Below are 13311 nucleotides of genomic sequence, written 5' to 3' on the forward strand. Positions count from 1 at the left end.
CAAAACAATGGAATCGAGTTTTATTTTTTATGATGCAGATTTATGGTTAAAAAAATAGCGTTTGTTTTGGCACGTGGTCAATAATTTGAAGCAGTTTTTATTATATAGAGCAAAATAAATAATCAAAATAAAACAATAGAGGGGGAATAGTCAGCCACAAAGGTTTGATCTATTTATCAGCTTATATATAATATTGGCTAAATGAAGAAATAGGAGGGTACACTTTCATGAAAAAAATGTTAGCTCTTGTATTATCTTGTATTATGGTCTTAGCAATTGCTGGCTGCGGCGGTGGCGATAACGCCCCGGCGTCAAGCAGTAGTAGCAGTAGTGCAGCTCAAACCGGTGGTAAAAAAATCGGGGTAGCCATGCCGACACAGTCTTCCCAGCGATGGATCGCAGATGGTAAAAACATGAAAGAAAAATTGGAAAAGCTAGGTTATACAGTTGATTTGCAATATGCAGAAGATGATGTACAAGCTCAGGTTTCCCAAATCGAAAACATGATAACCAATGGTGCAAACTGTTTGGTCGTTGCTTCGATTGATTCGAATGCACTCGTTAATGTATTAGATCAAGCCAAAGCGAATAACATCCCAGTCATTGCCTATGATCGTTTATTAATGGATACAGATAGCGTTTCTTATTATGCAACATTTGATAATAAAGGCGTAGGTGTAGCCATTGGTAAATATATCGAAGACAAAATGGGCTTAAAAGAAGGCAAAGGCCCTTATAACATTGAATTTTTTGCTGGTTCGCCAGATGATAACAATGCACATTTCTTAAATACGGGTGTATTTGAAGTGTTGCAGCCTTATTTGACAAGTGGACAACTCGTATGCGTATCAGGTCAAACTAGTTTCGATGCGATTTGTACATTACGCTGGTCGCAAGAAACTGCTCAAAAACGTATGGAAGATATTTTGTCCGGTTACTACAGTACGGGGAAAAACCTTGATATCGTAGTGAGTCCGTTTGATGGGATTAGTTATGGTATTTCAGCAGCTTTAGAAGGTGCTGGTTATAAAGTTGGTCAAAAATGGCCAATGATTAGTGGTCAGGATGCTGAACTTATGGCTTCCAAAAATATCTTATCTGGTAAACAATCCATGACAATCTTTAAAGATACTCGTATACTCGCTGACAAATGCGTGAAAATGGTGCAGGCTGTGCTCGAAGGTGGACAACCTGAAATCAATGATACAACTTCGTATAATAACAATAAGAAAATTGTTCCAGCCTATTTATGCAGCCCAGTACCTGTTGATAAATCAAATCTGCAAAAAGAATTGATTGATTCAGGCTACTATAAAAAAGCTGAACTTGAATAGTAACGTAGAGTTTTAGATGGTTGTCGGCTGAATGGGAGTCTATCTTTTTCAGCCGACTACTACTATCGAGGGAGTTGAACAAAATTTATGGCTGAAATCATACTGGAAATGCGACATATAACGAAAGATTTTTCGGGTGTTAAGGCTCTGGATGATGTCAATCTACAAATCAAAAAAGGTGAAATTCATGCATTATGCGGCGAAAATGGTGCGGGGAAATCAACTTTGATGAATGTTCTTTCAGGAGTATATCCTTATGGAACATATACGGGGGACATTATTTATAAAGGTGAAACTTGTGAATTTAATACAATCCGCAGCAGCGAAAAAAAGGGTATTGTTATTATTCATCAGGAATTAGCACTCATTCCGGCACTTTCTATTGCCGAAAATGTATTTTTGGGTAATGAAAACACAACCCTTAAAGGGGTTATTGATTGGGACGAAACGGATCGCAAAGCTCGCGATGTTTTAAGCACAATTGGTATGGGCAGCGAAGATTTAAGCCAACAAGTTCAGACCTTAGGTGTTGGTAAGCAGCAGTTGATTGAGATTGCCAAAGCCTTGACAAAGAAAGTCGAACTTTTGATTCTTGATGAACCGACGGCCGCACTGAATGATGAGGAAAGTAATATCTTACTAGAGCTTATGCTGAATTTAAAAAAACAGGGTATTACTTGTATTATGATTTCACATAAATTAAATGAAGTCAGCCGGGTCGCTGATTCGATTACGGTTATTCGTGATGGGCATACGATTGAAACAATCGAAAAAACAGATAAAGCAATTGAAGAAGACCGAATTATCAAAGGCATGGTAGGTCGTGAACTTACAAATCGTTATCCAGACCGCAATAGTAAAATCGGTGAAGTAGTTTTTGAAGTGAAAAATTGGATGGCTTATAGTCCATTGGATTCAAAACGAAAAGTAATCAATGATGTGTCCTTGCATGTTCGCCGCGGTGAAGTAGTTGGTTTTGCGGGTTTGATGGGAGCAGGGCGGACGGAACTTGCGATGAGTTTGTTTGGTAAAGCTTATGGAAAAAATATATCTGGAACCATGATCAAAAATGGTGAGGAACTCCATTTAAAAAGCATTAAAGATGCAATCAATCATAAAATTGCGTATGTATCGGAAGATCGTAAAAAATACGGGTTGGTTTTGATTAATGATTTGAAATGGAATATGTCCTTGTCAAGTTTGGCCTCTAGGTTTTCCAAACATTCCGTGATTGATTCGAACGATGAAATTCACTTAACGGAAGAGTATCGAAAAAAAATCAATATAAAAGCAAATTCGATTGAACAAATTGTAGGTTCATTGTCGGGCGGGAATCAACAAAAAGTTGTTCTGGCAAAATGGATGTTATCGGAACCAGATGTATTGCTTTTAGATGAACCGACGCGTGGAATTGATGTTGGGGCGAAGTATGAAATTTATACAGTAATTAACTCGTTGGCTGATGCGGGTAAAGCGGTTATTGTAATTTCTTCCGAAATGCCGGAATTATTGGGTATTTGTGATCGTATCTACGTCATTAATGAAGGCGAAATTGCTGGTGAATTACACAAAGATGAGTTTTCACAGGAACGTATCATGAAGATTATTATGAATCACATCGGAAGGGAGAAATAATACAATGAGCAATGAAACTACAATGAATCAAAGAAAACTAGCCATGGCGAATCTCAAACAATATGGTATGATGATTGCCTTATTCGTTATTTATGTAATCTTTCTTATTTTATCTGATGGCAAAAATGCAGCACCGATGAATATTAATAATTTGGTTATGCAAAACAGTTATGTTGTTATTCTTTCCATCGGGATGCTATTATGTTGTTTGACAGCAAATGTTGATTTGGCCGTTGGTTCGATTGTCGCTTTTTGTGGGGCGGCGGCAGCTATTATGGTGTTAGATTATCATATTGCTGTTCCAGTTACCTTCGCAATTGTATTGCTTATCGGTATTTTAGTAGGAATGTGGCAGGGTTTCTTTATAGCTGTGCTTAAAGTTCCGCCATTCATTGTTACACTGGCTAATATGCTGGTTTTCCGCGGGCTGACTATGGTTATATTAAATGGTCAAACAAAAGGTCCTCTGCCGCAGGATTTCACGCAGGTTGGCGCTGGATATCTGCCACAGATCTTTATGCAGGTCGGTGGTACTAAAATAGAAATTTTAGCATTAATAGGTGGTCTATTGGCTTCCGTAGTGCTTGTTTTATTAGAAATCAGGTCAAGACGTAATAAACTGAAACACAATTTCGTTGTAGCACCAATGTGGCAGGTTACTGCTAAGATGGTTGTTATTATCGGTGTATTGAATTTTATTACCGCTAAGTTGGCTCTTTATATGGGATTACCACTTGTTTTACTCATTATGCTGGCATTGATCATTATTTATTCTTTTATCACCAATGATACCGTGGCTGGGCGCCAGGTATATGCGGTTGGTGGTAACGTAAATGCAGCTAGACTATCAGGGATCAATACGGATAAGGTCATGTTTTGGGTTTATACCAATATGGGACTGTTAGCAGCTTTAGCTGGGATTGTCTTGGCGGCACGTAATGCATCAGCGACGCCAAAGGCTGGTGATACCTTTGAACTTGATGCAATTGCGGCCTGCTATATCGGTGGTGCGGCTGTACAAGGTGGCAGCGGGACGATTACAGGTGCTGTTATTGGTGCTTTGGTAATGGGAATTTTGAACAATGGGATGTCTTTGATCGGTTGGTCGGTTGATATCCAGCGCGTTGTTAAAGGCCTTGTGCTCTTAGCTGCTGTTACGTTCGACTTATATAATAAACGTAAAAGTGCTTAACATTTAAAGATATGTTTCTTTTATGAAAATTAAAATCTGCCTTTTATAACTGCGATAGTTAATAAAAAGGCAGATTTTTTTCTAAAATAGGAAAATTAATTCAGTGTTTTAACTGGAAAAGATTGAGGCGATAATCTATGAAGTTTGAATATTTAGCGTTAATTGGCGCAGCCCTGCTTTTGAATAATGTAATTAGTGACATACCGAATGGCTTCAGTTGGCTTATGGCAGGTGATATTTTTATTGCACTCGCAATTTTTTGTGCTTATATTGATTTTTTCATTAAGCAATTAAAAAAATACAGAGGGTATTTGCTTAAATTTGCGGGTGTATTTGCAATTATTGGCGTTATTTCTTATATAAAACATTTTGTTTGACAGCAAGCTAGTTTCGGAAAATGAAAACTTTTTTTAATGAGGAGCCGGAGGCAATGCTTTGAAAATAGTGGAACGAAAGGAATTTTGCTTTCATGAATAATAAAAAAGTGCCGAAATATCTAGAAATTGTCAATTGGATCAAATTGCAGATTGCTCAAGGCACGTTAGAAACTGGGGCACGATTACAGTCAGAAAAAGAACTCGGCGCATATTTTTCTCTCAGTCGTCAGACGGTTCGGCAGGCGACGAGTATTCTGGAAAATGAAGGCGTTTTAGAACGCCGCCAGGGGAGTGGTACTTATATTGCGTTAAGCAGAACACCAATCAGGACTAGCATGAAAAATATTGGTATTATTACAACTTATTTAGATGATTATTTGTTTCCGGGTATTATTAAAGGAATTGATGGTGTTTTGACGCAGCAAGGGTATTCTATCCAATTGTCGATTACGTATAATAAAATAGAAAATGAAATGAAAATATTAAACGTATTTATGGAAAACGGCATTGATGGTCTTATTATTGAACCGACAAAAAGTGCGCTGCCGTTGCTTAATCTGGATTTATATAAACAGATTCATAAAAAAGGTATTTCTTGTATTTTTATTAATTCATATTATGAGGAGCTGGCTTTTCCTTTTGTAATGATGGATGATTATGCCTGTGGTAGATCAGCAGCTGAGTATTTGCTCAGTAAAAATCATAAGAGATTTGCCGGCGTTTTTAAATTTGATGATCGGCAAGGTCATTTGCGTTATGCAGGTTGCACGAGTGCTTTAAAGAAAAGAGGCATTTTGCTGCATGAAGAAAATCTTATCTGGTTTACAACAGAGGATTTAGAATTTTTTTGTACCAAAACATTTGAGCAGCTTCTTTTGCAGCGAGTGGCAGGATGCAGTGCGGTTGTTTGTTATAATGATAAAATTGCAATTTATGTAATTGAAGTTTTACGTAAGTATAAATATAAAGTCCCTGAAGATATCTCCATTATCAGTTTTGATAATTCGGATTTAGCTACCAGAAATCCTGTCGGACTCACAACATTTTCGCATCCCAAGCAGGATCTGGGAAAAATGGCGGCAATCAATTTATTAAAATTAATGCATATGGAAAAAATTAATACGGCAGTTAAATTTGCGCCTCAGCTTGTGGAGCGAGAGTCCATTCGCAGCCTGTGACGAACCACCTATCTAATTCCTGACGATTGTCATATAGAATATTTAATGCAACTATATAATAAATCTTTGTCGCTATGGTATGATATAGATAGAGCGAGACGAATAAGAACCTATAAGCAGGATCGTCGAGGAAAATGAGGGCTACAATAATGGATGATCAGGAAATAACAAAACAATATGGGCTTAGCCAAGAAATAAAAAAAGCATTACAAGATTTGGGGTATGATACGCTTACAGAAGTTCAACAGGCGGTGATACCCCTAGTTTTTGCGCAAAAAGATAGTATTGTTCAGTCACAGACCGGGAGTGGTAAAACGGCTGCCTTTGCGATTCCAATTTGTGAAAAGCTTGTAATTGAACAGAAAAAACCCCAAGTATTGGTTTTGACACCGACTAGGGAATTGGCAGTTCAATTGAAGGAGGAAATTTCCAATATAGGCAGATTCAAACGGATACGTTGTGCAGCCGTTTTTGGTCGCCAGCGGATGGAGACGCAGCGCCGTGAACTTCAGCAAAGGGTGCATATTGTCGTTGGTACACCGGGGCGGATGCTGGATCATATTGAACGCGGCAATATCTCTCTGGATGAAATACAATATTTAATTATTGATGAAGCCGATAAAATGCTTAATATGGGGTTTATCGAACAGGTAGATGCGGTTATCAAAGGATTACCGGAAAATCGGTTAACTTTATTGTTTTCGGCGACAATTCCAGACAAAATTCAACGGATTTGTGAAAAACATATGAAAGATCCAGTGAAAATCGAAATTGAGTCGAAGCAACTTGCGTTTGATGCAATTCGTCAGGGCTATTATGAAATTGAAGCAGGCAATAAATTTGGCCTGTTGACAAAAATCTTATATCTGGAACGACCGGAAAGCTGCATTGTATTTTGCAATCTCCGTGATACGGTGGATCTCTTAGCGGATAAGCTGAAACAGAAGGGCTTTTTGTGTGGTACTTTACATGGCGGGATGGAGCAAATCGACCGTCTTGATTCGATCCGTGATTTCAAACGCGGCAGGTTTCAATTCCTTGTGGCAACTGATGTTGCTGCGCGCGGGCTGCATATTGATGACATATCCTTGGTAATCAATTATGACATGCCTGCTGACGAAGAAAGTTATGTTCATCGCATTGGCAGAACAGGACGAGCCGGTCATTTGGGGGCGGCTGTTACATTGGTGACTTCCCATGAATATAAGGCGCTGCAGGCGATTGAGAAATATATAGATCATACGATACCGCGACTTGAACCGCCTGATTATGAAACAGTGGAAGCGGGAAAACAAATTTTTGCACAAAGGGCGCAAAAAGCTCCGGTTTTAAAAGCGGATATCAGTGAAAAATTAAATAAGCAGATTACACGGCTTCGTATTAATGCTGGGAAAAAAAGCAAAATGCGTCCGGGCGATATTTTAGGGGCGATTACTGCAATTGAAGGTGTCCATGCTGAAAATATTGGTATTATTACGATACAAGATACCTGTTCTTATGTTGAAATATTAGGCGATAAAGGAGCACTTGTCATGCAGCAGTTACTAAAAAGCAAAATTAAAGGGAAAATTCATACGATTAAAGAAGTAGGTTTTTTTTGTAAATAAGAAAAAATATATATAAGTTGCATTAAATATTTTATATGGTAATCGTCAGGAATTGGGTATAGGGCTCCGTGGCGTTACGGAGGAAGCAAACGATGCCCTATATCCAATTCCTGACAGACTGATTAGGTTGATGTAATTTCTTTAATGCATTATAGATGGATGATTTTTAGGAAAGTTGGGGAAAAAGAACAAATGAGTACAACTGGATTAACAGAGAAAAATTTTGCTGAAATGATTGCGGAAAATGGTGGTCGCCTGTTTCGGACGGGAGCTTGTGTCCGTGACAGCTTATTGGGGATTCGCACGAAGCAAATTGATTTTACCGTGGTTGGAATGGTCAAGAAGAACTTTAAATTACTGTTTCCGCAAGCCAAAGAAAGCGGGACGCCATTTCCTGTTTTTTACTTAATGGTTGATGGTATCCGTAGTGAAGTCGCATTTGCCAGAACAGAGCAGAAAACAGACGATGGACAGATTCGCATATCAGCAAAACCTAAAGTTGGAATTGAAGCAGATTTATTGCGTCGTGACACCACGATTAATGCGATGGCCAAAGACAGTTTGACTGGAGAAATTATTGATCCATATCAGGGGCAAATGGCTATAGTGTCGAAGACACTTAAAGCAACAAGCCCGGCTTTTACAAATGATCCGTTGAATGCTTTGCATTTGGCAGGACAAGCCGCTCAACTCGGGTTTGCGATTGAAGCAGACACGCTGGTGTTGGCAAGAACGGTTCAAAATGATTTACTGCAGATAGCATCTCCTGAAATGATGCCAGAACTTGTGACGGTGATGTCTGAAGCGAAAGAGCCAAGCCGATTTTTTAAGGTGCTGCAAGATTTGTCCCTATTATCTGCTGTTTTTGCAGAACTTGCTGCACTACCAATGGATAAATTTTCTGCGAGTATGCTGGGGCTGGATGCAGTTGCCAATATTTCACAGAATCCAAAAGTTCGTTTTGCTGCACTAGGTTTTGCTTTGCCAAAAGAAGGTTTTTCTGCGTGGTCAGAGCGGATGAGTTTGCCAGCAGACTGGGTTGAGGCAGCGAGTACGTTCAGTGAAGGCATTCGTATTCTCGTGCAGAGACGACCCGCTGATTTTGTTGATATGATTTTAAAGCTGCGGCGGGGTGCGTTAGATGTAACAGAATTTGATTTGATTACGCAGGCCGTTGCTTTTAATATTCCACAATTACAAGAATTTAAGGATAATATGGCTCTGCCCAAAGGTGAAGTTGTGCCGACTGAATTAAAAGGAACTGAAATCCGGAACTGGGTCAAAATGAAACAGGTTGAGGCGGTAGCGAAAAAAATGCAGTGTCTTCTTGAAAAGAAAGTGGAATAAGAACTATTATCATGATAGACTAATATGGATGGTTTTATTCAACATTTTTCGCAGATCCAGCTAAAGGATCTCTGTAAAACCATATAAGTTTATAAATGGCGGAGGGTTTTATGTCTATTTTTAAAACATTTATTCAATATTATAAACCATATCAACGTTTATTTTATTGTGATCTATTTTGTGCGTTTGTAGTATCCGTTATTGATTTGGCGTTTCCACAGTTACTGTATTTTCTTACGCATGGAATCTTTACCCCTACAACGAGTGGAATCTGGCATATTATAAGCTGGGTTGGTATTGGGATGCTTGTAATGTACAGTATTCGTTATGTGTGTCAGTATTATATTACAACGTGGGGACATATTATGGGGGCGCGTATGGAAAGTGATATGCGTCAGGATTTGTTCAACCATTATCAGCGGCTGTCTTTTTCGTATTATGATAGAAATAACACGGGCGAGATGATGTCCAAATTGGTATCGGATTTATTTGATATTTCGGAACTGGCGCATCATGGTCCGGAAAACATTTTTATTTCTACTGTAAAAATATTAGGGTCTTTTTTGCTGTTGCTGTTTCTTAATGTACAAATGACATTGATTTTATTTGTCATTACAGTATGTATGGTCGCCTTCAGTATTCATAAAAACAGGAAAATGAAAGCAGTTTTTATGGATAATCGGAAAAAAATTGCGGGTGTCAATTCAAGTGTACAAGATAGTTTGTCTGGAATTCGGGTTGTGAAATCATTTGCCAATGAAGAATTAGAACGAGCAAAATTTAGTGGTAGTAATTTACAGTTTTTGGATTCTAAAGAAAATAGTTACAAAGTGATGGGGAGTTTTGTCGCGGGAAATGCTTTTTTTCAAGGGTTATTATATACGGCAATTTTAGTCAGCGGTGGTTTTTTTATTGCGAATGGCAGCCTGCAAGTTACTGATTTAGCAGTATATGCCTTGTATATCGGCATTTTCTTGAATCCAATTGATGTACTGATTAATTTTACTGAACAACTGCAAAAAGGCTATTCTGGTTTTAAAAGATTTATGGAAGTGGTTAAGACAACCCCGGAAATTGTTGACAAAGAAAATGCGGTTTCGCTTCATGATGTTACAGGGCATATAGAATATCAGGATGTTTCGTTTCACTACGATGAAAATGCCGGCATACTGCAGAATGTGAATGTCTTGATTCCTGCAGGAAAAACAATTGCATTGGTAGGACCATCCGGTGGCGGAAAAACAACCTTATGTTCACTTTTGCCAAGATTTTATGATGTTTCAGCCGGGGCTATTTTGATTGATGGCAAAGATATACGCGATGTTACGTTGAAATCGCTGCGTGATGCCATTGGTATTGTTCAACAGGACGTATACATGTTTGCTGGTAATATTCGTGATAATATTGCTTATGGAAAATCGGAAGCGACGCAGGCTGAAATTATTACCGCAGCAAAAAATGCGAATATCCATGATTTTATTATGTCGTTGGAAGATGGGTATGAAAGTTATGTTGGGGAACGTGGTACAAGACTTTCTGGTGGACAGAAACAACGCATTTCAATTGCCCGTGTTTTTTTGAAAAATCCGAAAATCCTTATACTAGATGAAGCTACATCGGCTTTGGACAATGAAAGTGAACGATATATTCAAGCTTCTTTGGAACGTCTTTCCAAAGATCGTACGACGATTGTAGTGGCGCATCGCCTCAGTACGATTCGCAATGCCGATGAAATTCTGGTGATGAATCATAAAGGAATTCAAGAATCAGGTTCACATGATACCTTGCTGGCACGCGGCGGGTTATATGCAAAATATTATAAAATGCAATTTGAGGGACTTGATGAATTAAAGGAAGACTCATAATTCACGTAAAAACCGATTATTATAAAATGTAACATTTTATAATAATCGGTTTTTTTTTGAGTAAAGTTCTCTTTATATAGAATTTTGCAGAGGCAGCCAATCAATGATTTTTTTGATGGATTCTTCCCAAAAACCCCAGTCATGATCACCGGATTTTTCTTCATAGGTTAAATCTATTTTGAGATTTTGGGCAAATTCTTTAAAATTAAGATTACTTTGATAAAGAAAGTCTTCTGTACCACATATTTGAAAAAGCTTAGGCAGTGGTGTTTTTGCTTTCACCTTATTTTTTAGCAAATGAAATAAATCATTTTCACTGCCAGTTAAATCTTTTGTGTCGCCATAAATACTTTTTGGGTTAAACCCTTCGAATATGCCATCTTGGAGAAAAACGTTGATATCTAAGACACCGGACATACTTGCCGCTGCCGCAAATTTATCTGGATTCATCAACGCAATTTTAAATGTGCCATAACCACCCATAGAATGTCCAGCAATAAATGTATCTTCGCGTTTTGCCGATAATGGGAAAATATTTCGCATAAAAGTCGGCAGTTCCTCGCAGATATAAGAATAGTATTTATGACCGTATTTCATATCGGCATAAAAACTATGGTCTACGGATGGCATAATAACGGCTAGATTTTTATCGCAGGCATACCGTTCGATATTGGTATAACGAGTGTAAATCGTATTATCATTGCTTAAGCCATGCAGTAAATAAAGTGTTTTTAGTTTTCCATTGAAATCTGGTTTTAAGATACCGGATGTTTCAGGAATAATTACGGTTATGTTTGTCTGCATTGCCAAATACGTGGAGTTGAAGTTTATTTGTAACAGTGCCATTGTGAAAGCCTCCTTTGATTATAAACAGTTTCGTAAAAATGGATCTTTTTTATTATACTTAGTTAAACTGATAAAAGAAATATAGATATTTCTTTTATCAGTTTAACTCCTTAATCATAGCGGCTAAGCGTTCTAGCGCATTGCGAAGCTCGATGCTCGAAGCATACGAATAGGATAAACGGAGATGCCGATTCGATAAGGGATCATAGATACTGCCGGGGTTAAGCAGGATGTTTTCGGCCAGTGCCATTTTGAATAATTTTGGCAGAGAGATCGGTTCTTTTAACTTTAGCCAAATATAAAAACCACCAGCAGGGATATGCCAACTGGCAATCTCTTGAAAATGCTGGGTCAGAACATCAAGACAAGTTTGTCGCTTTATACATAAAGCAGCACGAATCCGCCTTAAATGATTTTCATGGAACCCGCTGGCAAGCCATTCTGCGGCGGCATATTGCGATAAACAGCTTGAGCCGTAATCATTTTGCATTTTCATGTCAGCTAATTTTTCAATCACTGGTTCAGGCCCCACGACCCAGCCAATTCGAAGTCCGGGGCTGACTGCTTTTGACAGACTGCCTATGTATAAAACCAGGCCATCTTGATCCATTGATTTTAAAGGTGGTGGTGCAGGTCTGTCAAGCCAAAGATCGCGATAAACATCGTCTTCTAAAATCGGCAGCTGATTTTCCCGGCAAAGCTGCAATAAGTCATGACGACGCTGCTCACTCATTAAGATACTGGTGGGGTTATGAAACGTTGGAATTGTGTAAAGTAAAGCAGCCTTTTTAAGTTTTTGCTGATAAGCCAGGGTACGGAGGTTAATACCTTCCGAGTCTAAAGGAACTTCCGCAAAATCAACCTGCATGGATTGAAATAAGGGCAAAGAGAGAAGATAGGATGGGTTTTCCAGTAAAATTTTGGAATCCTTAGGCAAGAGTCCCAGACAAATCAATTGTAAAGCCTGCAAGGCACCAGAAACAATGAGGATGGAGCGAGGGGAAACGTTAATGCCGTTTTTTCGTAGATGAATACACAATTGTTCTCGTAAAAACAAAAGGCCTTGTGGCTGCTCATAACCAAATGATTTTATATTGCCTGATGTTTTCTGCAATATTGCCGTTAGTTCTTTGTGTGGTAATAGATCAGGGGCTAATTCACCGGTCCCTAAGCGAATGATATTTTGTTTAAATTCGGCACGGTTGATTTCTTGAATGAGTGGTAGATTTGGTCGATAGGTACTGGATTCTACATAAAAATTCCAATCAATTTGTTCCGGCGAGCTAAAAAGTGACCAGGTATTATTTGCAATCCAGATGCCGCTGCCTGGTTTGCTTTCGAGCAAACCATCTGCCATCAGCTCATCAATCGCAGTCTGCACAGTACTGCGATTTACCTTGAAGATAGCAGCCAAACTGCGCTGGGCGGGCAGTTTGCTGTTGATAGGCCAGTTACCGCTGCGAATTTCGTGTTTGATATAAGCATAAATCTGCCGATATAAGGGTAGCGTATCTTTTTTGTTTGGCAGCCAGTCGATATGTAACATAAAGCAGACCTCACTCTTTTTTCTTTAGTATAACAAATTGGATGGTTATATAACAAGCCAATTGGATGCAGACAGGTATATAAAAATTGGATAGGTTACACTAAACTGGACAGATAAAATAAGGTCAAGTACACTTAAACTCAATATAAGATGAGGAGATTTACAATGAGCAAACGTGAACGCAGAACTTATACAGAAGAATTCAAAAACCAAATTGTCCAGTTATATTTAAATAATAAACCCCGACAGGACATCATTCGCGAGTACGAATTGACACCTTCTACCTTTGATAAATGGGTGAAACAAAATCAAACATCAGGTTCCTTCAAAGAAAAAGATAACCGTTCTCCCGATGAAGCTGAAATGATCAAACTCCGTAAAGAA

Annotated in this window: 11 protein-coding genes; 9 read left to right on the top strand and 2 right to left on the bottom strand. The window is 38.5% G+C overall.

Features of this window, described 5'->3' with window-relative positions:
• Nucleotides 1-227: 227 nt before the first annotated feature.
• The 8 genes from chvE (at nucleotide 228) to F606_RS0110435 (ending at nucleotide 10535) form a co-directional block, all read left to right on the top strand.
• Nucleotides 228-1334 carry a multiple monosaccharide ABC transporter substrate-binding protein gene (chvE, locus tag F606_RS0110400; protein ID WP_019553821.1) on the top strand — a complete coding sequence of 369 codons (1107 nt, stop codon included), beginning with the start codon at nucleotides 228-230 and terminating at the stop codon, nucleotides 1332-1334.
• An 87-nt stretch (nucleotides 1335-1421) separates the two neighbouring features.
• Entirely contained in the window at nucleotides 1422-2969 is a 1548-nt protein-coding gene (mmsA, locus tag F606_RS0110405; RefSeq protein ID WP_019553822.1) for a multiple monosaccharide ABC transporter ATP-binding protein, read from the top strand.
• Between the two features lie 4 nt (nucleotides 2970-2973).
• Nucleotides 2974-4161, top strand: coding sequence for a multiple monosaccharide ABC transporter permease (gene mmsB, locus F606_RS0110410; RefSeq protein ID WP_019553823.1), 1188 nt, complete (start codon nucleotides 2974-2976; stop codon nucleotides 4159-4161).
• A 137-nt stretch (nucleotides 4162-4298) separates the two neighbouring features.
• Nucleotides 4299-4538, top strand: a complete 240-nt coding sequence (locus F606_RS0110415; protein WP_019553824.1) for a hypothetical protein — start codon at nucleotides 4299-4301, stop codon at nucleotides 4536-4538.
• A 92-nt stretch (nucleotides 4539-4630) separates the two neighbouring features.
• The gene (locus F606_RS0110420; RefSeq protein ID WP_019553825.1) at nucleotides 4631-5716 is read left to right on the top strand and encodes a GntR family transcriptional regulator; all 1086 of its coding nucleotides are present in this window, start codon (nucleotides 4631-4633) and stop codon (nucleotides 5714-5716) included.
• A gap of 149 nt (nucleotides 5717-5865) precedes the next feature.
• Complete coding sequence (locus F606_RS0110425) at nucleotides 5866-7323, top strand: DEAD/DEAH box helicase (RefSeq protein WP_019553826.1); 1458 nt, start codon at nucleotides 5866-5868, stop codon at nucleotides 7321-7323.
• 192 nt (nucleotides 7324-7515) lie between these two features.
• A complete protein-coding gene (locus F606_RS0110430) occupies nucleotides 7516-8670 on the top strand; it encodes a hypothetical protein (protein WP_019553827.1) in 1155 nt (384 codons plus the stop codon).
• A 110-nt stretch (nucleotides 8671-8780) separates the two neighbouring features.
• Nucleotides 8781-10535 carry an ABC transporter ATP-binding protein gene (locus tag F606_RS0110435; protein WP_019553828.1) on the top strand — a complete coding sequence of 585 codons (1755 nt, stop codon included), beginning with the start codon at nucleotides 8781-8783 and terminating at the stop codon, nucleotides 10533-10535.
• Nucleotides 10536-10607: 72 nt separating this feature from the next.
• Here F606_RS0110435 and F606_RS0110440 read toward each other — a convergent pair whose 3' ends face one another.
• Both F606_RS0110440 and F606_RS0110445 read right to left on the bottom strand, forming a co-directional pair.
• Nucleotides 10608-11381: an alpha/beta hydrolase gene (locus F606_RS0110440; RefSeq protein ID WP_019553829.1), complete on the bottom strand. Its 774-nt coding sequence runs from the start codon at nucleotides 11379-11381 to the stop codon at nucleotides 10608-10610.
• A gap of 97 nt (nucleotides 11382-11478) precedes the next feature.
• A complete protein-coding gene (locus F606_RS0110445) occupies nucleotides 11479-12927 on the bottom strand; it encodes an aminotransferase-like domain-containing protein (protein WP_019553830.1) in 1449 nt (482 codons plus the stop codon).
• A gap of 165 nt (nucleotides 12928-13092) precedes the next feature.
• Between F606_RS0110445 and F606_RS0110450 the strand changes: the two genes are divergently transcribed.
• The coding region (locus F606_RS0110450) for a transposase (protein WP_019553831.1) at nucleotides 13093-13311 on the top strand (219 nt) is incomplete at its 3' end.

Source organism: Propionispira raffinosivorans DSM 20765 (assembly GCF_000381065.1).
Taxonomy (GTDB): Bacteria; Bacillota; Negativicutes; order Selenomonadales; family Selenomonadaceae; genus Propionispira; species Propionispira raffinosivorans.